Source organism: Desulfosporosinus sp. OT, from assembly GCF_000224515.1.
Lineage (GTDB): Bacteria > Bacillota > Desulfitobacteriia > Desulfitobacteriales > Desulfitobacteriaceae > Desulfosporosinus.
On the sequence record NZ_AGAF01000237.1, the window covers coordinates 12,428 to 33,405 of the forward strand.

The following is a 20,978-nucleotide window of genomic DNA, read 5'->3' on the forward strand; positions in this document are numbered from 1 at the left end:
AAATTCAATTCTGAAATAAAAAGGGGACAGCAGTTGCCGTCCCTTTTTAAGTCGTTTTTGGTTGGACAATTACAGATAATCATTGCAAGATGGGCTATTTAACCTTTAATTTCTTGTCTATGCTCTGATTCAGGCAAGGTCGAAACGATCTGCGTTCATCACCTTGTTCCAGGCAGACACGAAGTCCTGTAAGAACTTATCCTGAGAGTCGCCGCAGGCATAGACTTCCGCGAGGGCCCGGAGCTGGGAATTGGAACCGAAGATGAGATCAACCCGGGTGCCGGTCCATTTGAGTTCACCTGTTGCGCGATCACGGCCCTCGTACACGTCTTTGTCTTCAGATGTCGCCTTCCATGTCGTGTTCATGTCGAGAAGATTCACGAAGAAGTCATTCGTGAGGGTTTCCGGCTGCTTGGTGAAGACGCCGTGGGGAGACTGTTCGTAATTGGCATTCAAGACGCGCAGGCCGCCAAGCAGAACCGTCATTTCCGGAGCGGTCAAGGTCAACTGTTGGGCACGATCAACCAGCATTTCCTCAGCCGATACGGAAAATTTGGCTTTCAGGTAGTTGCGGAAACCATCGGCTTTGGGTTCGAGTACCTCGAAGGCATGCACCTCAGTCTGCTCCTGGGATGCGTCCGTGCGGCTCGGACTAAAGGGAACGACCACAGGGTGACCGGCATTCTTAGCGGCTTGCTCGATACCCGCACAGCCACCCAGGACGATCAAGTCGGCGAGAGAAACTTTCTTTTGACCTGTCTGTGAACTGTTGAACGACCAGTGGATCGTTTCCAGGACCGAAAGCACAGTATTCAGTTGAGTTGGCTGATTGACTTCCCAATCCTTCTGTGGGGCAAGACGAAGGCGTGCTCCGTTGGCCCCGCCCCGTTTATCGGAGCCGCGGAAGGCGGAGGCCGAAGCCCAGGCGGTTGAGACAAGCTGGGAGACGGAAAGGCCGGAAGCCAGGATTTTGCCCTTGAGATCTGCGCTATCCTGTTCGTCAATCAATTCATAATTCACTGCGGGCACCGGGTCCTGCCAGATCAGTTCTTCCGCAGGAACTTCAGGACCGAGATAGCGCGAACGCGGCCCCATGTCCCGATGGGTCAGCTTGAACCAGGCCCGGGCGAAGCACGGGGTTTTGCTGGTAGCGCCGGGCAATCGGTGCGTAGATCGGGTCGTAGCGCAGGGAGAGATCCGCCGTGGTCATCATCGGCCGGTGCTTCTTCGAGGGATCGTGGGCGTCAACCACCATGTCCTCTTCGGCCACATCCTTGGCCAGCCACTGATGCGCGCCGGCGGGGCTTTTGACCAGTTCCCACTCGTATTTGAACAGCACCTTAAGATAACCCATGTCCCATTTGGTCGGGTTCGGTTTCCAGGCACCCTCGATGCCGCTGCCGATGGTATCGCCGCCCTTACCGCTGCCGAAGCTGCCCTTCCAGCCGAGACCCTGCTCCTCGAGGCCGGCGGCTTCAGGCTCCGGACCGACAAGGGCTGGGTCCCCCGCACCATGGCATTTGCCGAAGGTATGTCCGCCGGCGACGAGGGCGACGGTCTCTCGAACGTCATGGCCGGAGGCGACGGGATCAGGGTTGCCGTTCGGTCCTTCCGGGTTCACGTAGATCAGACCCATCTGCACAGCAGCCAGGGGATTTTCGAGGTCCCGCTCGCCGGAGTAGCGTTTGTCGCCAAGCCACTCGGCCTCAGAGCCCCAATAAATGTCCTCTTCCGCCTCCCAAACGTCCTCGCGCCCGCCGGCGAAACCAAAGGTCTTCAGTCCCATGGACTCGATGGCGCAGTTGCCGGCGAGGATCATCAGGTCGGCCCAGGAGATCTTTTGGCCATATTTCTGCTTGATCGGCCAGAGCAGACGGCGTGCCTTGTCCAGGTTCACATTGTCCGGCCAGCTGTTGAGGGGGGCAAAACGTTGGGTAACCGCTCCCCGCACCGCCGCGTCCGTCGCCCATACGGTATGTACCTGCGCTATGCCACGCCATCCGAATGAAGAGCGGCCCATAGTGACCGTAATCGGCAGGCCACCAATCCTGGGAGTCGGTCATCAACGCATAGAGGTCCTTTTTCAGAGCTTCCAGATCAAGCTTCTTGAATTCTTCAGCGTAGTTGAACCCTGAGTCCAGCGGATTACTCAAGTTTGAGTTCTGATGAAGAATCTTGAGATTCAACTGGTTCGGCCACCAGTCCCTGTTCGTAGTGCCACCGCCTGCATTGGTAGTTCTCATGCTGCCGGTTACCGGGCATTTGCTGTTTTCTCCCATAAAATTTCCTCCCCTACAAAATAATTTTTTAGATCGCCGCAAAACCCCCGCTTTGGTAAAATAGTGCAAAATGTAATTATTATAATTCATTCATTATATAGTTAAATAGCATGGCTTGCAATAAAAAAGAGCAGGATGAACAAGTAAGTAAATTTGCCATCTTTTTGAAAAAGTTGAAGACAGATTAAGTGGTAAACCGGAATTGGCAAAGAATCTGTTTTTAGATACGGAAAAGCTCTCGATCTGCCACAATTCGCGAATCTTTACTTTTTCGTAAGGAATTTTAAATATTTTGTAAAGCACTGAAACTCAAAACTTGGTAAGGTGAAAAGAAAGGAATAGCTATGGCATGATGAGAAAAATCTGAAGCCAGGCACAAGTGGAGAGTGAAGGTAATATGAATTGCAGCAAGAAAACGAATCAATCGAATTTACACCAAAGGAGATTGCGGGCGGATTCCAGTGGCTATATGCCCGGATTGGACGGATTGAGAGCCTTGGCGGTCTTTGCCGTGATTGCTTACCATCTCAATCTGACCTGGGCGCCGGGAGGGCTTTTAGGGGTAAGCCTCTTCTTTGTGCTGTCCGGCTATTTGATCACCAATATTCTGCTTAAGCAATGGGAGCACTCCGGAGCGATTGATTTGAAAGATTTCTGGCTGCGCCGGGCTAGGCGGCTGTTGCCGGCCCTTTTTTTGATGCTCGCAGGGGTGATGCTCTGGGGGATGCTTTGGGTTCCGGAACGCCTGGCGGCCTTGAAGCAGGAAGTCCTGGCTGCGGTATTCTATATCAGTAACTGGTATCTGGTCTTCCATCAGATATCCTATTTTGAAAGCTTCGGTCCGCCGTCTCCCCTGGGTCACCTCTGGTCTTTAGCAGTAGAAGAACAATTTTATCTCTTCTGGCCCCTGCTCTTGGGATGGGGGCTGCGCTGTTTCCGGAAGCGCAAATGGCTGATCGGAGGCACAACTGCTGTCGCCTTGATTTCAGCTGCAGCCATGGCGCTGCTTTATATACCGGGTCATGATCCCAGCCGGGTCTATTATGGAACGGATACCCGTGCTTTTTCTTTGCTCGTGGGGGCTGTTCTGGCCATGGTATGGCCCGGCAGGAAGATGAACCCGGACCTGTCCGGCAAAAAGAGACTGGCGCTGGATGGGGCAGGAAGTCTGGGGTTATTGGTGGTCCTTTTGATGATCGGAAAAACCAGTCAATACCAGACTTCTCTCTACCAGGGCGGACTTTTGCTCTTCTCGGTGGCGGGGGCTTGTCTGGTGGCAGTTCTGGCCCACCCGGCCAGCTATCTGGGGCGGTTCTTCGGATGGGGACCCTTGCGCTGGCTGGGAGAGTGTTCCTATGGGATCTACTTGTGGCATTACCCAGTCATCATTCTGACCAATCCGATGGTGAATACGGAAGGCTTTAACCTTTCCCGCACACTCTGGCAAATTGCCCTAAGCATTATCCTCGCTGCCCTGTCCCGTTACCTGATCGAGGACCCGATCCGCTACGGACGACGGAAACGAGTGCGGAGGCGGAGGTCGGCCCGTCAGTGGTGGCAAAGGCCATTGGCCCACAGCGCCAAAATCACCTTCAGTATAGGGTTGATGTTTTTGCTGTTGCTTGTGACTCCCGATGAAGGCACGCAAATTTCGGCAAAAGCTTTAGCGGAGAGCCAGGTGAATGCAGAACAAGCTCAAGCTCAAACTCCAGGGAAGGGCAAGGAAGATAGTGCTGTCAAGGGGGAACCTGCTGCGGCAGATAAGAAGAGTGATATTAAGGGAGATGAAATTACGGTCATTGGAGATTCCTTAATGATTAATGTCGACCCTGTTCTGCAAAAACGCCTACCCGGGATTGTAATCGACGCCCAAATTGGCAGACAGATGTATCAGGCACCGGAGGTCATTTCCAGGCTACGGGAAGAAGGTAAGTTGGGGAAAATCATAATTATTGAATTAGGAACAAACGGTTCGTTTACAGAAAAACAGTTAACAGAGACCCTGAACTCCCTGCAAGGAACAGCGGAGATCGTGCTGGTGAATACCCGTGTCCCTAGGCCTTGGGAAACGGTGGTGAATGAGAAGCTGACCAAAGTGGCGGAGTCTTACCCCAAGACTAAGCTGATCGATTGGCATTCGGTCAGCAGCGGCCATGACGATTACTTTTATTCGGACGGTGTTCATCTGACTCAGACGGGGGTGGAAGCCTACGGAGAAATACTGATCGAAGCCTTGAGCTCATATCAACCGGGAAAAAAATCGTGTTATATAAAAACCTAATGTTAACTGTTGACCAGTTTCCTATGCAAAAAGCGACGCAAAGGTATGTTTGCGTCGCTTCATATAATAATTGGAATTAATTGTATTAGCATATGTCTTGTCAAAAATCTTGGTGCTACCCCTAGTATAATTTTTATTAGATAGGGATGGTGAGACACCGCTCTGGTAACCACTGGAGCGGTGCTACAAATTAGATCTGGACGTATTCAGCAATTACAATATTTCGAGTATACCCTTGCTATTTCCGATGCTGTTAATAACTGGTTAAGAATATTTCAGGAATATCCGAAAGCACCGCTTCTGCAACGGAAGAAGCTTCTGCGTCTGCTGAAGAACAAACCTCTACGATGGAAGAAATCGCTCAAGCAGCTGAAAAATTAAGGGAAATAGCAAATGAGTTAGACAAAGAAGTTAGAGGATTTAAAATCTAGAGAACTTATAATCTAGAGAACTTATAATACAAGCACTGATTGTCTGAGCGCATCCGGTCCATGACTAGTAAACCCAGCTGGGGAAAATTTATTAGATCTATTGATTGAAAAAAAACCTCCTATTATCTCTGCAATAAATCCATAGTAGAAGCGGTCTTTCATAATATAGTCGCTTTTCTTCATCATTTGTCAACTTAGTTTTCCCTTTGTAGTTAAGACATAACAAGTAACGTAAGCGGGAAAGGCGGCTTGAATTCTTGTATCTTGAACGACACAAAGACTGTTTCATTGGGCTCAATTTGCTGCCGCCAAAACACTTCAACCTGGTCAAGACCTAAAATTGTAATGCCAATGGCACTGTAAGGAGGAACCGAGAACCAAAAAATAATAGACTCCGGGCACAGGTTAAAAGGGTTTAACTTATTTGAAAACTGTTTACCAAGTTGTTCAAGTATCAGTGAATAGGTGTTCGCCAAAATGCTATGCTCTTCGAACAATAAATGAAATAAAATGGGTGGGCGATAAGAAAATATGCTTAAATATTGCTGTAAAACAGTACTAATATTAACATGGCGCAAAAAGTCTCCCACCCCCACTTAAAACTGATCAATTATTCCAGCACCTGCTTTTTCAATAGCTGATTATGTTTTGGCCTTATAGTATGATGAAGAAATAATTAATGCGTTGGTTGAGAAGATGGAAATTCTCACACCAGCGCATTTTGTTTTTGAGTTGAAGAGGTGGCTGAGGGTGGACGAAAATATTACTGTATGATTGTTAGGATTAATTCGAAAGGTTTAACCTAGTCCATGATCTATTTTCAATAATTGTATCAATGACTTAACAGATACAATGTAAAAGGAAAACAGTACCCCAGTTAATTATTAATAATTATGTGTACCTATAACTACTGGCTTACCGAATTTTCCTTCCAGTTTGGCTTTAATCCCGTCAAGGTCAATGGGACAGGCGGCAGTGGTTTTGGCCTTGACTACACAGGTTCCAATATGAATAGCATCTATATCCTGCATCAAATAATCAGCCATTTCCATAACTAGGCCGACTTTAGGCATAACTAAGCCAGGGCAATCGCCACAACCACTGAGACCCATAATCTGAACGGAGTCGTATTTTGCAAATTCACCCTCTTTAAGCGCAGCGGCTTTAAAGCACTTTAGGCAAGCAATACAACTTACATCACGAATTTTAGTACAGGAAACAATTAAGATATTAGCCATTAATTTAATCCCCCTTTATTATTTATTACGAAATATATTTTACAAGGAGATGTTTCTTTAGCTTTGGCAACCATGCTCATGATCGTGGCAAGAGTCACCTGAGTCAGTAAGTGATCCTGCAAGCCATTTAAGAGCGACCGTCTTAACATCTCCGGAACATCCACGTAATACTTTTAACGCTGAGTTGTTTATACCCCACACTGCTCCCTCACCCATATTGCCTGCTAGCATAACTTTCACACCAATTCCTGATCAACTATTTCTTTGTTATTGTTGTCAACCGTGAAAATAGTGAAATATTCACAATGCCCAAAATGATCATCAATAAGATTCTGGCGCGAAGGTAATGCAATTTTGATACTAATAACTCCACCAATATACTTCTAATGTTGTTGACATATGACCATAATAAATCCATAAAGGTCATATGTCAATAACTAAATCATCAGAGGGTTAAAAAATGCCAAGACCTAGAAAATGCAAAAAGGTATGTCGTTTACCGGAAAACAATTATTTGGACCAATTAACGCCGGGGAGATAAATAGCGAAATTATTGCTATGACAATGGATGAATAGGAAACAATCCGGCCTATTGATTTAGAAGGAATGACATGTGGTGAATTACTACTTTTTCATGTTTGAGAACAAGCGATTTACTGAAGGCATCCTGGAGTTTTTGGGGAGCATAGGTAACACCGACTAGGTAATATATTCACAAACGAGGGTATTGATAAATATGTAAAGTATGGTAAAATCAGAGTAGTGGAATTAGTACCTGGTACTAATTCCACTAAACAGCATAAAATACAAGGATAAAAATTAGTGCCCTAGCGAAGTATTAAGGAAGATGTAGATGCTGATGAGTATTGTTGGTTATTTTAAGTTGGAGGGAAGTTATGGACGAATTAGCATTTCAACAATTTTTGTATGAACAAATACCTATAACTGAGAAAATGAGGTTTGAGGTCATTAAGTTCAACCCATATAGTGTAAAAATGCTGGCTAGGCTAGAACCCAACTTCAATCACAAGTGTACTGCGTTTGCCGGTAGTATTAATAGTTTGATGACCCTGTGTGGCTGGGGAGTTGTCTTTGCAAATGTGAAGGAATTTGCTCCAAATTCGCATATTGTAATCCAAAGGAGCAATATTGAATACTTATTTCCTATTGAAAAGGACTTCGTAGCAGAGTGCAATATAGATAATAAACAGGACATAGAAAAGTTGCGACTGACCTTCAACAAGTTCAGTCGTGCTCGAATAAAGTTAAATGTATATTGCAAAGATGAAAATAAACTATTATCAAAACTTGAAGGACAGTATGTAGTGTTTAGATAGCTATAAGTGTCTTATGACTTTTTCATGAGAGCGTATTCTAGGGGCGGCGGTTGGCTTTCAAGGTGTCTGTGGTACGAGCTCTAATACAGAAAGAAATAAGTTTTCACAGAAATAAGATTTTCTCTTGTAAACCTCTAGCAAACCAAATATAATAACTTCAATTCACAGAAGTCAAAAAACTGAAAATGAGTAGTTAGTGATGATAAAAGCTATGGCTTATTAATCTCTACAGAGAATCGGTGGTTGCTGCGAACCGACGAGAGGTTAAGCCTTTCCACTTTTGGAGCTCTCGGTGATGAACCGAAGGTCTGTGCCCTTTATAGCACGTTCGAGTGGTCGGCTCATTGGCTGACAATTTGGGTGGCAACGCGGATCCTTCCGTCCCATGTGAATAACATGGGGCGGAAGGATTATATTTTTTCATGCAAAATCACCGGATAAGTAGCGTAAGAGGAAGGAAATGATTGAATGTTAGACATGAAGTTATTTCGGACAAATCCAGAAGTTGTAAAAGAAAATATCAGAAAAAAATTCCAAGAACATAAGTTAGTGCTGGTTGATGAAGTGATCGAACTGGATCGACAAATCCGGGACGCAAAGTTCAGATGTGATGTTTTAAGAAACCAGCGAAATTCTCTTAGTAAAGAAATTGGTGCCTTATTATCCAAAGGTCAAAAAGAGGAGGCCGAACAAAGAAAAGCGAAGGTTGCGAGCATTGCACACGAACTTTCGAAGTTAAAAGAGATGGAAGACAACCTTACAGCTCAAATCCGTGAAAGAATGCTGGTTATTCCAAACATCATTGACCCGTCAGTGCCAATTGGTAAGGATGATAGTGAAAACGTTGAGCTTGAACGTTTCGGAGAACCTGCGGTGCCTAATTTTGAGGTTCCTTACCATATTGACATTATTGAAAAATTACAGGGCATTGATCTCGAAAATGCTAGAAAAACCAGTGGAAATGGTTTTTATTATCTTTGTGGTGATATTGCACGTCTACATTCTGCAATTCTCTCCTATGCGCGCGATTTTATGATTGACAGGGGATTTACCTACTACGTTCCGCCATTTATGATTCGTAGCAATATAGTAACTGGGGTAATGAGTTTTTCTGAAATGGAAAACATGATGTATAAAATTGAAGGAGAGGATTTATACCTAATCGGAACAAGTGAACATTCTATGATTGGTAAATATATTGATACAATTTTAGATGAGGTACAACTCCCGCAAGCTTTAACCAGCTATTCACCTTGTTTCCGCAAAGAAGTCGGTGCTCACGGTATTGAAGAACGAGGCATATATCGAACCCATCAATTTGAAAAGCAAGAGATGATCGTAGTTTGCAGGCCAGAAGAAAGTGCCCAGTGGTTTAGCAAGCTATATAAAAATACGGTCGACTTTTTTCGCTCATTGGATATTCCAGTACGTACATTGGAGTGTTGTTCAGGCGACTTGGCAGACTTGAAAGTAAAGAGTGTCGATGTGGAAGCATGGTCGCCTCGGCAACAAAAGTATTTTGAAGTTGGAAGCTGTTCTAATTTAGGTGATGCTCAAGCACGGCGTCTCGGTGTTCGTGTTAGGAATAAAGAACGTGGAAACTATTTTGCGCATACGCTTAACAATACAGTTGTTGCGCCACCACGTATGCTGATAGCATTTCTAGAGAACAACTTGAATTCAAACGGTACAGTAACAATCCCCAAGCCGCTCAAAATGTATATGGGTGGAAAGAATGTTATCGGATAGGTCCGTCCATGAGTGGATAACAAATTCAGGCAAGTTTTTGGACTATGTAACACGGCAACGTCAGACAACCCCCCGAAGACAAATCACCTGCCGGGAGCGTTGGGTGGTTTATGCTAAGATTGTGCTCGAAGAGCACGATGCTGTATCCGAGATGTGGGTAGCCCCTTCGAAGTCGGTTTGTAGAGGGGAGGGGAGGTCCCCTTGAATTACATATATATCAGCTGGAGCGTTTAAGGTGTTTCTGGTTTTTTACATATAAGATCTGGCAAATAAAAAGGAATATACGATACAGAGAGCATCGTTGTGTTCCAATAACCTACGTTGAAGGTGTTTTGCGGTCAATGTGGCAATATATTTCAAAGAAGGCATTAGAACACCACCTATACATCAAAGTAAGTTGTGTGGCAGTGCGAAATCTACATAATTAGGGCAAGGATGTCTGTGGTGCCAAAGCGGTAGTACGAAAGAAAAGGTTAGAGCATGATAGGGTAAACGACATGAAGGACGAGTTGAAACAAAGGTTTGACGAAATTGTAGAGACGATAAACAGCAGGGATTCATTTCTTGAAGAGTTCGATGAAATATTTAATGCGTTGGTTGAGAAGATAGAAGTTCTCGTGCCGACGCATTTTGTTTTTTTAGGAGTTCACAATCAGGTGTGCATCCCTATCTAAATACTCGATCTTATGGAGTGTTATGCTAAGTCTGGCACTATGCTACCAGAATTAGACGTTTACTGATAGGAATAGTTCCGAAACAAACACTATAGTAAATCGACGTTATTTGAAAAAAGAACTTTGGCCTGTACATTTTAATAACTGGCTTTTAGAGTTTTACATATTTCTCCTTATACACCCACTTAAACAGAATAATTAATACGTATTATTAATATAACCATAATTTAGAAGAGGAGGTATATATTAATGTCCAAACCAAGAAGAAAAATGTTAGTCAGTGTTTTAGCAGTAGGATGTTTACTTGCTGGGGGTATACTGTCAAATGTTCCAGTGGCAAATGCTGCTTCCATGCAAGCTAATCAAAAGCCGGGTCAGCGAATTGGCCAACAGGATCAAAAGCCTGGTCGACGACTTGGACAACAGAATCAAAAGCCAGGTCAACGAGTTGGACAACAGGTGCAACATCAATCGTTATTTCAATTTCACATCATTTCTCAAGTGGCAAGTATTCTAGGCGTCGATGAACAAACCATTATTGGTAAATTACAAGCTGGCAATACCTTGGTTGAAATCGCTGAAAGTTACGGTGTTAATGAAAGCACTCTGTTGTCAGACCTCGAGGCACGTTTAGGGGATGCTATTGATGATGCAGTTACCGCTGGCACTATTACCGAAGCTCAAGCCATAGAAATGGAAAGCCAATTAACTGAACGTCTAGCACAACTCGTAGAAGGCACATCTAACAGTTCTCTGTCCGTGCCAACTAACTTTTACGCTACAGTTGAAAGTTCCAGCGAAATATACCTAGACTGGGATTCTGTTAGTGATGCAACCGCCTATTATATTTACAGAGCAACTTCTTCTTTCGGAACTTACACCAAAGTTGATACCGTTACAACCACAAGTTATACCGATGATGATTTGTCTGATAATACAACCTACTATTATAAAGTAAAGGCTGTTAACAGTTCTGGTACAAGTGATTACTCATCTGCAGTTCATGCAACAACTTCTGATGAGTCTGATGAACTGTCCGTACCGGATGATCTTACTGCTACAGTTAAAAGTTCCAGCGAAATATACCTAGACTGGGATTCTGTTAGTGATGCAACCGCCTATTATATTTACAGAGCAACTTCTTCTTTCGGAACTTACGCCAAAGTTGATACCGTTACAACCACAAGTTATACCGATGATGATTTGTCTGATGATACAACCTACTATTATAAAGTAAAGGCTGTAAACAGTTCTGGAACAAGCAATTACTCACCTGCAGTTCATGCAACTACTGAAGACTAGTAACAATAAATATTTATTAATGGAATACAGAAACCTCCGAAACTAAAATTATTGAGTTTTGGAGGTTCTTTTTTTCATAAAAACAAAACAAAGAAGATGAATTTGTAACTGAAATAGTGATTTAAGATTTTATTTAACCCCGATGAAAGAAGCTGTTCAATTTAAAGGTAACTAGAGACATCGCACGAAAGGTGAATATTAAGTATACTATATATTATCTTTTGAGAACTCCAATGCAATTGGTTAAACAAACTAAATTCCTTAATATTCTTTTAAAGGTGGATAGGGCACCCTAGTCACGGTAAAATGACATATATAATATAGCGCTTTTAACGTGACAGGGCACGTTGGTGTTACTTCAATGTAGGGAAGTATATAGTGCATGAACTGCCAGGGCGATTTTGAAGAGACCACTGAAAAAAGGACTAAAATCCTTTCTGGATTTTGCCCCTTTTTCAGTGGTCTCTATTTTGACATTCTGGTCTTTTTGCATATATAGTTACATATTGGTCCTAAAATGGCTCGGACGCACTAAGAATAACCTCTAAAAGTCCCGGAAATCGGGCTTCAAGGTCATTGCAACGTAAAGAAACAAATCTTTGCGTTCCTTCACTACGTATCTTGATTACCCCCGATTCTCGTAGAACTCTAATGTGATGTGACAATGTAGACTTAGCCATTGATACGTCTAGATCTTGGCAGCTATGTTCTCCAATGTTCTTTAATTTCAAGAAAATTCTTAAACGAGTTTGGTCGCTTAGGGCATGAAGTACGTGCGTTAATTTAATTTGCTCTGTTGGTAGATGATAAATTTCTTTCATGTCTTGAATTATACCAGATTATATGATAACATTCAATTTATAATAGTTCGATAGATCTAGTTATTTAGAATAATTGAATTAGGAGGCGTCTAAATGAGTATTTCTAATAAAGCAACGTTGATGTTTTATGAATCTGGTTTTGTATGCAGCCAGGCTGTTTTTGCTACGTTAGGTGAACAGCTAGGTATAGAAAGGAAGCAAGCCCTTAAAATTGCTGCTGGGTTTGGTGGAGGAGTAGCTTCCCAAGGAAGTATTTGTGGAGCAGTGAGTGGGGCGATTATGGCAATTGGATTAAAGCATGGTCATTATGAGGGTTCCGATGAATATGCAAAAAATGAAACAACCTTTCTTGCCCAGGAATTTATTGAAAAAATCAAAGATAAGTATGGTTGTTATACATGCAAAGGTATTACCGGTATAGACTTTACGATGCCGGAAGGCCGAAAGCTTGCTAAGGAGAAAGGCATATGGGAGAAAAACGGGCTTTGTTTTAATGTAATAAAAGATACTGTTGAAATAGTAGAGGAGATGTGGTAATAGAAAAACGGCCACCGCAATTGATGGTAACCAAAAATCATACACATCACTATAAGAGAAAATTTCCTGTAGCCCTAGTAACCGATTTATATTCCTATATAAAATATCCCCATCCACTCCGATTTCAACGTTGGAGTGCTGTATAGTGGAGGAAGTTTGTCGACCTGTAATAATAGATTGCATAGTGATAGTGGGAGAAATATGGCAAATATTGCAGAACAAAACTTTTGGAGATGGGAGAATGATAGGGATAAAAGCCGCCGGGGTTGCAATCTTGTTAAACGATTTCGTATGGTTATTATGGGTTATTAGTATCTCTAGATGAGATTTATATCTCGGAGACAGGGCACCCTGGTCACGGCAATATGAGTATAAAAAATATAGCACTATATCGTCTCGATGCACGCTGGAGACGATAATAAGGGGGGTTATATCCAAGAGTGCTGGATTGAATTCAAGGCTGATGGTTCTCTGACTCGGCATATACCAAGAAAAATAAAACTGACTAAGAGTACGTTTGGTTCCATTGTTGGCTCTTAGGCAGTCTTATTAACATTAAGCGGATAAGCTAATTTTTCTGACTAATTGAAAAATGCTAATGATTCCACCCCCGTGCGGGTGTGCGATTAAAACCATAACATTCAGCACAATATCTTTAGTAGTGTGTCTAGAATAGTTATCGCAAGTGTTAATTTATGAAATCGAGACACCTGCGCTTGCGTAACCTGCTACGGTATTAATTAGTATTTCGCCTGAAGCGGTTGCGGAAAATACGAGTAACAATCGAATCTGCGCAGCGACAGGAATTGATAATCCTGTTACAATGCCATTACTAATCGTGCCAACTGAAACAATACCAGATATAGGTGGAGATAATGTTACTGCGGTACCTGGTATTGGCGAAAAAATATTATCTGGTGTTGTCGACTCATATAGTTGAGCTGTAATAGTTATTGATGTTCCGATGAGGGATAAAGCAACAGTAGTGCTAAAATAAGCTGCGATTGACGTGATGGTCCCATCGCGGGGAACTGAAAATGCGAAATTTAGAAGTGTACCTCCTGCACCTGTAAGGTCAATTGTTGCTCCGAGAACGGTAAGACCTGGAGCTGAATTTCCAAATCCAAGGAAGCCAGGTATGCCTACTAACCCAAGCGCAATCGTAGTTAGAGAAACAGGTATCCCTGACGCGTAAGCAATGATTGCTCCATTGCCTGCCAATCCAGTAGCGCCAGTAGCGCCGGTAACTCCTGCACATGAGCTATAATTTACAATCAAATATGGTGGATTGGCATTAGCGGTACTTTCGTACCCAATGATCGTATCTGACTTATCTTCATTTCCTATAAGTGTAACGCCAAAATTTGCATGACACATATTGCTCCAACCCTGAGCTAAACCCGTTATATCAATAGATATATAAGTTCCAACATCGCTATCAATTACATTAAAAGAATAAAGGGTAATGATAGTATTCGGTGCAGTGTCCCAGGTTACAGTCGCTTGGCTAAAATTATTTTCATTTTCATATATTGTTACTGTTTGGGGTGAAAGATCATTATCAGGTTTATCTTTTCTATTAATAAAAAGGTGAAGAATAGCACTACATATTATACTTGAGCAAGGTAAATCAATAGAAAATTTCAGTAACGTTCTATAAGCATCTGGCTTACAATGATTCACTCGAGTTCTAAGATATTCTCCTGTAAATAATTGACTAATAGCTCCAAAGTTTATTTTTTGATAAAATTGTGAAATATAAACACTATCAGTCGGAGAAATATTAATAGATGACGACAAAAGAATCCTTTCTTCCTTTGCTAGAAAATTACAATTTCCGTAAATAAGTGATTTAAACAATTAAAAAGGGGGCGTAGTGGATTCCATTTAATATCCATTGGAATAGATTTATTGCACTATAAGACAAGGGTATTGGAGGTTAATTGCAAGATAGTTTTTATGCCAGAATATTCCATAACCATAAAAAGGTTACACTAGTACTGCAAAGTAGTCATCTATTACAGCATTTTAATATCGGCCACATAGATAACCCTCTGCCATAATAAGACAGAGGGTTATCTATGTGGCCCTGTGTTTTTTGACGTGTAGATCCGAAAAACCTTTGCTCTTTAAATGGACTTTGAGAAACTCACAGGGGAAGTAACACCAACGCCTGTCGAGACCGTAGTACGTCTCAGAAAACATAGTACATAACACAATAGAAATAGAGACAGTATGGCTTCCTTGTAACGATGAAGTCATACTGTTCTATAGTATAGATAATTATGGTGCGGGTGTGAATTGTGTAACTATTTAAATAGGATGTTTGATACATTTAACAACTGAAAAATAATGGATGTAATGTTTTCGAATTAACCCAGGTTGAGACCTGAATTTTGTTGTAACCTCTATCAAGGACGCCGTGTGATGGGGGTACAAGGCGGAGATGACATCAAAGCCGTATGTCGTTATTGTCGGTTATGTGAATGTCGCTAATGTAGTTTACTGTAATTACATGGAGCAGTGAAGAAGTATATAATGAACATGAATTGCTAGGTCGTCGCACAAGACAGTAAAAATACGGTCGATTTTTTTCGCTCATTGGATATTCCAGTACGTACATTGGAGTGTTGTTCAGGCGACTTGGCAGACTTGAAAGTAAAGAGTGTCGATGTGGAAGCATGGTCGCCTCGGCAACAAAAGTATTTTGAAGTTGGAAGCTGTTCTAATTTAGGTGATGCTCAAGCACGGCGTCTCGGTGTTCGTGTTAGGAATAAAGAAAGTGGAAACTATTTTGCGCATACGCTTAACAATACAGTCGTTGTATGATGCTGTATCCGAGATGAAGGTAAACCTTCAAAGTTAGTTTGTAGAATTATCCACAAAATCACCTTTTTGGTTTATACTTGTAAAGTAGATTTTCATACTGCGAGGAGGCAATATTTTGGATATTTTACGCGCCCCAGAACTTTACATTGATAAGGATGGACTATGGTACGCCGATGGTGAGCTTATGATCAACAAAGAAATTATTATGTTATTTGCTTCCCATCTGAGAAAAGCTGGTCCTGATAAATATCATATAGATTGGCAGAATCAATTGTACCCAGTGAGGGTGGAGGACGCTCCTTTTTTCGTTCAATCTTTAACCGAACAGGAGGGGCGGCTTAGGATACAGCTTTATGATGGCCGAAAATTTCCCTTGCCCCCGGGTAATCTTATCATGAAAAACAATATTCCCTACATCTCTTTGTTCTGGCAGCATGATTCGAAACTGTCTCATCCTTCCTATTGTGAGTTGTGTAAAAATGTGATCGAGCGGGATGGTCAATATATTATCAAATACGGCGCTGACGAATGGCTGGTTGAAGAGATAGTGGTACAAAAGGGTTTTTAAAGGGAGTTCAGTCTATGGAAAAGAAAAATCTGGAATTAACCAAACAGTTACGTCATGAATTGCATCAGCATCCTGAACTATCAAATCAGGAAACTTGGACAAAACAGCACTTAATCGATTTTCTCAAAGCAAATACAAGACTGGAAATCGTAGACAAAGGGCTTTGGTTTTACGCGATTTATCGTGCAGGCAAAGGCAAAAAGACCATCGCGTTTCGCGCGGATTTTGATGCGATCTCCATGCAGGAAACCTTAGATATTCCCTATGCTTCCGAATTTCCCGGAATCGCCCATAAATGTGGGCATGATGGACACTCGTCAAGTCTCGCTGGGTTTGCCCTGGAAATCGACCAGAAGGGTGCCGACAAAAACATCTTCTTCCTCTTCCAGCATGCTGAGGAAACCGGAGATGGCGCAAATCAATGTGTCGCTTTTATTAAGGAAAATAACATCGGAGAAATTTTTGCTTACCATAATTCGAGTGGCATGCCTTTCAAGTCTGTCAACGTAATCAATGGAACCAGTAATTGCGCATCAATAGGTATGACAATTCATATGGAAGGTTCTCCAGCTCACGCCAGCCAACCGGAACTGGGAGCAAATCCTGCTTTCGCGATTGCTAAGGTTATTGATGCCATTCCTATGTTCAGCTCTTTGGAGAACAACAAGGGTATGGTTCTTTGCACCGTGATTCAGGTAGATATCGGCGAAAGAGCCTTCGGAGTATCCGCAAGTAAGGGAGACCTTCTCTTAACGGTTCGTGCTCTATATGAAGTGGAAATGGAATTGCTTCGAAAAAGCCTAGAAGAACTTGCTTTGGCTCAAGCAGAAAAGTACGGGCTGAAGGTAAGTTTCGCTTATCATGATGTTTTTCCAGCAACTAAAAATCACATTGAAAGCTCGGACAAGATCCGTTTGGTCTGTAAGGCAAAAGGCATTCAGCTCGTTGAAATGGAGGAAGCCTTCCGTGCCTCCGAAGATTTCGGCCACTATCTAAAGAAGACAAAAGGTGCAATCTGCTACATCGGAAACGGTGAAGACTATCCTCCTATACATACCTTAAAATATGACTTCCCGGATGAAATCATTGAAACCGCGGTTGAGTTATTCAAGGGATTGGCTGAACTGTAACTTTATACGATCAAATTTAATTTAAAAGTTACAGAAGAGTTATCTCACTAAGTTTAGGTAACTCTTTTTTCAACTGGTTATGAATTTTGGGTTGTTTGGCGTAGAGGCCAGATAAAGTGATTTACACCTTGATCCACATGTCAAAACAGTGGGATAAAACTATAACATTAGAATTTTTTAGTTTAGAATCTCTGACTTTGGAGTAGGTGAGATGAGCATGATATTAAAACGAATAGGCAAGATACAATATTCGCATCAAAACAGATATTAAACGGACATCCCTCTCCTTTGGTTTCGTCATCTTTTCATTGTTGGCCAAAAAATGGTATGTAATAGCAAAGAAGTCAACTAACCGCTTTATCAATTATAGTTCGCTTTATTTCAGTGTCGCTTCATTCAGTACTTTTTCTATTTTTTTGGGTCAAAGATTATTAGGTATCCAACTCTTAAGGAATAATATATTTTTTACAGACGTAAATAGAAACAATACATCATCTGGTTTTGTCTACCAATTTATTGTGCTTAACTATTTAATGATTTTATATAAATCTAAACTTAATTGGATAGTGAAAACGTTAGTTTTGTCGTGTTTATTTATAGCTCAATATTTTGCCTATAGAGCAGGTTATATTTATATCGACAAAGGATTATTTTTTACAGTGACATCTTTGGACTTGATTGGATGTTATTGTTTAATTGCAGTCTTTAACTACTTATTATCAAGATAAACTACTACTAAACGAATACACAGTGTCAAGGAATTCTTGACACTGTGTATTCGTTCATTCGCTGGGCATTATTTAAGGCTCCTTTTTCGCATTAGGCAAACCCAGGCTCTAGGCGGGATTGGGTGATTTGATCCAAAATAGCTTGAAACGAGCGACTGGATTTCGAAGTAGGGCTCCACTGAGTTAACAATATCTCTGGCAGTAAGCTGCGGTGGACCTGGCCTATCACGCTGTTCATCAGCGTTGCCAACGATACTCAGCCACAGGCCATCATTTAATAAATGGGCAGCAACATTTTCTGCAAAGATCTTCCGGTCTTCATCTGATTTCAATGCATGAAAACAACCTCTATCAAAGGCAAAGCCAAATGGCGCCCCTTCGATTTTGTTTGTAAGGAAGTTACTCACAAAAAAGGTGCATTTGACATTAGTTTTTGAAGCTTCTTCTAAAGCCTTCTGTATTGCAATCTCTGAAGTATCAATACCTAACACGTCAAAGTTATTTTGAGAAAGCCAGAGGGAGTTATTACCGGTTCCGCAACCAATATCCAGTGCTTTACAGGGTTCTATGGCCATTGTGGATACAATTTGAATAAGGTTGAAATCAGGTTTGCCAATATCCCAGGGAGTATTGCCTAATTCATATCTTTTATTGAAATGTTCCTCTGTCATCTTGTTTTTACCTCCTACAGCATATAAAGTGCTCTTAAGAATTACTTTTGGCGCCATCCTCCAGAACAAATTGCTAGGTCATTCTTCTATCCAATATTATACATTATTTAAATTTCAAAGCAACGGCCCTTCCAATTCGGGGTTGGTGAAGTACGTAATATTGCTATATTGGAGTTAAAGCATTGATGACCTGGATGTAACCTATTAGATACGGATATAACTAATCTATATGAACAATTGAAAGACTCATAGATCTGGAGGTAACTGTATGACAAATTCTCAGCTCTATAATGCAATATTTCGCAGAAAATCCACCCGTAAATATGACATGGCCCCACTCCCCGCCGACACGCTTGTAAGGTTGAAGGAGTTTGCTAGTAACGCTAGGCCGCTTGACGAAAGCATTCGATATGAGTTTGCCTACCTGGGTTCAGCAGATGTAAGGAATCTCCTTCCTATCAAAGCACCGCACTACATTTGTCTGTATTCCGAGAAAAAGGGGAACTATTTGATGAATACAGGGTTTTTGCTCCAGCAGATGGACCTGTACTTCTCCGATAACAATCTGGCCAGTTGCTGGCTGGGGATGGCAAAGCCCGCAAAAGGCGTACCTATGCTTATGAACGGCTTGGAGTTTGTAATTATGCTCGCTTTCGGGAATACCACGGAGATAATTCACAGAACGAATACCTCCGAATTTAATCGTAAAAATTTGTCTGAAATATCTAGTGTAGTTGGTGCTGATGCATTGCTAGAGCCTGCTCGCCTCGCTCCATCAGCTTCTAACACACAGGCTTGGTTTTTTAGTGGAGATTCAGACGTTATTACAGTGAGTCGGAAGAAGTTGAATCTTCTCAAAGCACAGGTGTATGGGAAGATGAATCAGATTGATATTGGCATTGCACTTTTTCACTTGGGGCTCTCAGTTGAGCGCATAGGCAAAGTGGCAAGTTATTATTTTGATGAAGATGTCGCACCAAATGGGTATGAATTCATGGCTAAAGTCAAAATTAGTAAAAATTAAATTATAGTTTGGGGCACGGAATTGTATGACGGGGGCAGAATATCTGGTCACCGATCTTCATCTGCCTATTGATTTAGACAATATGTATTGCCAGTTCAGGATGAACTGGCTTTTTGTTTTAAGTGGATTATTTTGAAGTGGCCTTAAGTTTTTCCATATATTCGTTCAGACCGTTGGTAAAGTGAAGGTAGTAATTCGGAATCCCTGAAACAGGAATCCAGAAAGTTGTCCAGTGGATACCGTCCCGGTCACTATTTACTATTTTAAGCTCATTTGTTTTTAAAGCCTCCATAGCTTGACAACCTTTGTGTAACTCAGGACTTGTAGCGTTACACTTTACGCCAGGAACACCGCCAACAGCTTCGCAAGCTTTATTCACAGCTATAATTGTAAAGTCGCGACGAATTAATCTTACGGGTTCATGATATTTGCCCCACATCATTTCAAAAGCTGTAATAAGTTGATCTTCACGAATTTTCTGTTCTGTCATAATAAACTTCCTCTTATAAAATATTAGTTACAAAAATATTTTATTGCTGTAAGCATGCGAGAAGAATTGATTTCCTTCGTCATAGCCTTATTCAAGAAGGACATAGATCAAATGGTGACTGTCTTTGAAAATCTTGGCTTCCTTCGACCCCATGCTGATAAACAAACCCTAGCTAAAGGACTTAAACTCATATTAGGTAACATCTTTGAAGATACAAACTTGAAAAGAATCAATTCAGAGGAGTTCCTTCTAGAATTAAGAGAATTTATGTATTCCCAGCCGTTCCAAATTCCAGCGAAAACCTTGTTTCTAGGTAAGTCGCTCTTAACGATTATGGGGATTTGTGGTGGGTTGAACCCTCAGCTCGATTTGGTTAAAACACTTCGGCCCTATGCGGAGGAGCTGCTTTCAGGAGAAGAATCTGGGAAAGGTACTAAAGGCTTATTTCTCGACCAAGCAAAGAAAACACTCACCGAGTTTATCACTCTACCTGAAAAACTGAACCGACTGATTACGGGATTTGAAGTCGGTGAGCTTAAAATCCATCCGTCAAAGAGTTTTGAACTGAATCTATTACAAAACCAGAGAGACCAGGCCAACCGGATTGTACGTGCGATCTTTAGCATGGGCTTCTTAATATCAGGAGTGATTTTGTTAGAGAGACCATATTTTAAGATTGGGATGGTGCTGATTCTTCTTTCGGCCCTAATCTTTCTATCCTTTTTGAAACGCAACTCAAACTTTACAGGGCAAAAGAGAATGGGCCCAAAAAGTAGGACTATGCGCGAATCTTCAGGGTTTCGAAAACCGCGTTTTCATCCTTAAGAAATAGGTTTCCGGAGCTTAAGCTTGTGCTTCAGGAGAAAACTTATAATCTTTTGAGGCCATA

At 41.9% G+C, this 20,978-nt stretch carries 16 protein-coding genes and 3 pseudogenes; 11 read left to right on the top strand and 8 right to left on the bottom strand.

Translation table 11 applies throughout. The features are described from left to right. Nucleotides 1-129: 129 nt before the first annotated feature. Nucleotides 130-2,279: pseudogene (katG, locus tag DOT_RS22280) on the bottom strand (catalase/peroxidase HPI). A gap of 397 nt (nt 2,280-2,676) precedes the next feature. Here katG and DOT_RS22285 point away from each other — a divergent pair. Further along, nucleotides 2,677-4,560: an acyltransferase family protein gene (locus DOT_RS22285; protein WP_040413222.1), complete on the top strand. Its 1,884-nt coding sequence runs from the start codon at nt 2,677-2,679 to the stop codon at nt 4,558-4,560. A gap of 643 nt (nt 4,561-5,203) precedes the next feature. On the opposite strand, the gene DOT_RS22290 is transcribed toward DOT_RS22285, so the two are convergent. From DOT_RS22290 to DOT_RS29110, 3 genes and pseudogenes are all read right to left on the bottom strand, one after another. Further along, entirely contained in the window at nt 5,204-5,569 is a 366-nt protein-coding gene (locus DOT_RS22290) for a hypothetical protein (protein ID WP_050809941.1), read from the bottom strand. Nucleotides 5,570-5,875: 306 nt separating this feature from the next. Then, the gene (locus DOT_RS22295) at nt 5,876-6,229 is read right to left on the bottom strand and encodes a CGGC domain-containing protein (RefSeq protein WP_009623777.1); all 354 of its coding nucleotides are present in this window, start codon (nt 6,227-6,229) and stop codon (nt 5,876-5,878) included. A gap of 57 nt (nt 6,230-6,286) precedes the next feature. Then, nucleotides 6,287-6,588: pseudogene (locus DOT_RS29110) on the bottom strand (NifB/NifX family molybdenum-iron cluster-binding protein). A gap of 537 nt (nt 6,589-7,125) precedes the next feature. Between DOT_RS29110 and DOT_RS22300 the strand changes: the two are divergent. The 4 genes from DOT_RS22300 (at nt 7,126) to DOT_RS22310 (ending at nt 11,291) form a co-directional block, all read left to right on the top strand. Next, nucleotides 7,126-7,566: a YiiD C-terminal domain-containing protein gene (locus tag DOT_RS22300; protein WP_040413224.1), complete on the top strand. Its 441-nt coding sequence runs from the start codon at nt 7,126-7,128 to the stop codon at nt 7,564-7,566. A 468-nt stretch (nt 7,567-8,034) separates the two neighbouring features. Continuing rightward, complete coding sequence (gene serS / locus DOT_RS22305) at nt 8,035-9,315, top strand: serine--tRNA ligase (protein WP_009623780.1); 1,281 nt, start codon at nt 8,035-8,037, stop codon at nt 9,313-9,315. A 497-nt stretch (nt 9,316-9,812) separates the two neighbouring features. After that, on the top strand, nt 9,813-9,989 hold the full coding sequence (locus DOT_RS30760) for a hypothetical protein (RefSeq protein WP_009623781.1): 177 nt from the start codon (nt 9,813-9,815) through the stop codon (nt 9,987-9,989). 249 nt (nt 9,990-10,238) lie between these two features. Beyond that, a complete protein-coding gene (locus DOT_RS22310) occupies nt 10,239-11,291 on the top strand; it encodes a fibronectin type III domain-containing protein (protein ID WP_009623782.1) in 1,053 nt (350 codons plus the stop codon). Nucleotides 11,292-11,803: 512 nt separating this feature from the next. On the opposite strand, the gene DOT_RS29115 is transcribed toward DOT_RS22310, so the two are convergent. Then, nucleotides 11,804-12,112, bottom strand: a complete 309-nt coding sequence (locus tag DOT_RS29115) for a helix-turn-helix domain-containing protein (RefSeq protein ID WP_083824252.1) — start codon at nt 12,110-12,112, stop codon at nt 11,804-11,806. Nucleotides 12,113-12,205: 93 nt separating this feature from the next. On the opposite strand from DOT_RS29115, the gene DOT_RS22315 reads away from it, so the two are divergent. Further along, nucleotides 12,206-12,649, top strand: coding sequence for a C-GCAxxG-C-C family protein (locus DOT_RS22315; RefSeq protein WP_009623783.1), 444 nt, complete (start codon nt 12,206-12,208; stop codon nt 12,647-12,649). Nucleotides 12,650-13,342: 693 nt separating this feature from the next. On the opposite strand, the gene DOT_RS32550 is transcribed toward DOT_RS22315, so the two are convergent. Next, nucleotides 13,343-14,509: an exosporium glycoprotein BclB-related protein gene (locus DOT_RS32550; protein ID WP_282433489.1), complete on the bottom strand. Its 1,167-nt coding sequence runs from the start codon at nt 14,507-14,509 to the stop codon at nt 13,343-13,345. Between the two features lie 714 nt (nt 14,510-15,223). Between DOT_RS32550 and DOT_RS22330 the strand changes: the two are divergent. The 3 genes and pseudogenes from DOT_RS22330 to DOT_RS22340 form a co-directional block, all read left to right on the top strand. After that, a pseudogene (locus DOT_RS22330) lies at nt 15,224-15,472 on the top strand (aminoacyl--tRNA ligase-related protein); the annotation flags it as partial. A gap of 121 nt (nt 15,473-15,593) precedes the next feature. Next, a complete protein-coding gene (locus DOT_RS22335) occupies nt 15,594-16,046 on the top strand; it encodes a DUF1285 domain-containing protein (RefSeq protein ID WP_009623787.1) in 453 nt (150 codons plus the stop codon). A 14-nt stretch (nt 16,047-16,060) separates the two neighbouring features. Continuing rightward, on the top strand, nt 16,061-17,176 hold the full coding sequence (locus DOT_RS22340) for an amidohydrolase (RefSeq protein WP_009623788.1): 1,116 nt from the start codon (nt 16,061-16,063) through the stop codon (nt 17,174-17,176). Between the two features lie 796 nt (nt 17,177-17,972). On the opposite strand, the gene DOT_RS22345 is transcribed toward DOT_RS22340, so the two are convergent. Next, on the bottom strand, nt 17,973-18,575 hold the full coding sequence (locus DOT_RS22345) for a class I SAM-dependent methyltransferase (protein WP_009623789.1): 603 nt from the start codon (nt 18,573-18,575) through the stop codon (nt 17,973-17,975). Nucleotides 18,576-18,843: 268 nt separating this feature from the next. Here DOT_RS22345 and DOT_RS22350 point away from each other — a divergent pair, with 268 nt between their 5' ends. After that, entirely contained in the window at nt 18,844-19,599 is a 756-nt protein-coding gene (locus tag DOT_RS22350) for a nitroreductase family protein (protein WP_009623790.1), read from the top strand. Between the two features lie 127 nt (nt 19,600-19,726). Here the strand turns inward: DOT_RS22350 and DOT_RS22355 are convergent, their stop codons facing one another. Next, complete coding sequence (locus DOT_RS22355; protein ID WP_009623791.1) at nt 19,727-20,089, bottom strand: hypothetical protein; 363 nt, start codon at nt 20,087-20,089, stop codon at nt 19,727-19,729. 54 nt (nt 20,090-20,143) lie between these two features. Here DOT_RS22355 and DOT_RS22360 point away from each other — a divergent pair, with 54 nt between their 5' ends. Further along, nucleotides 20,144-20,914: a hypothetical protein gene (locus DOT_RS22360; protein ID WP_009623792.1), complete on the top strand. Its 771-nt coding sequence runs from the start codon at nt 20,144-20,146 to the stop codon at nt 20,912-20,914. Nucleotides 20,915-20,978 lie beyond the last annotated feature (64 nt).

What these genes read in the sequence shown, in the direction of transcription:
- DOT_RS22285 (WP_040413222.1), top strand. Translation starts at nt 2,677, where the DNA reads ATGAATTGCAGCAAGAAAACGAATCAATCGAATTTACACCAAAGGAGA.
- DOT_RS22295 (WP_009623777.1), bottom strand. Translation starts at nt 6,229, where the DNA reads ATGGCTAATATCTTAATTGTTTCCTGTACTAAAATTCGTGATGTAAGT.
- DOT_RS22300 (WP_040413224.1), top strand. Translation starts at nt 7,126, where the DNA reads ATGGACGAATTAGCATTTCAACAATTTTTGTATGAACAAATACCTATA.
- serS (WP_009623780.1), top strand. Translation starts at nt 8,035, where the DNA reads ATGTTAGACATGAAGTTATTTCGGACAAATCCAGAAGTTGTAAAAGAA.
- DOT_RS30760 (WP_009623781.1), top strand. Translation starts at nt 9,813, where the DNA reads ATGAAGGACGAGTTGAAACAAAGGTTTGACGAAATTGTAGAGACGATA.
- DOT_RS22310 (WP_009623782.1), top strand. Translation starts at nt 10,239, where the DNA reads ATGTCCAAACCAAGAAGAAAAATGTTAGTCAGTGTTTTAGCAGTAGGA.
- DOT_RS29115 (WP_083824252.1), bottom strand. Translation starts at nt 12,112, where the DNA reads ATGAAAGAAATTTATCATCTACCAACAGAGCAAATTAAATTAACGCAC.
- DOT_RS22315 (WP_009623783.1), top strand. Translation starts at nt 12,206, where the DNA reads ATGAGTATTTCTAATAAAGCAACGTTGATGTTTTATGAATCTGGTTTT.
- DOT_RS22340 (WP_009623788.1), top strand. Translation starts at nt 16,061, where the DNA reads ATGGAAAAGAAAAATCTGGAATTAACCAAACAGTTACGTCATGAATTG.
- DOT_RS22345 (WP_009623789.1), bottom strand. Translation starts at nt 18,575, where the DNA reads ATGACAGAGGAACATTTCAATAAAAGATATGAATTAGGCAATACTCCC.
- DOT_RS22350 (WP_009623790.1), top strand. Translation starts at nt 18,844, where the DNA reads ATGACAAATTCTCAGCTCTATAATGCAATATTTCGCAGAAAATCCACC.
- DOT_RS22355 (WP_009623791.1), bottom strand. Translation starts at nt 20,089, where the DNA reads ATGACAGAACAGAAAATTCGTGAAGATCAACTTATTACAGCTTTTGAA.
- DOT_RS22360 (WP_009623792.1), top strand. Translation starts at nt 20,144, where the DNA reads ATGCGAGAAGAATTGATTTCCTTCGTCATAGCCTTATTCAAGAAGGAC.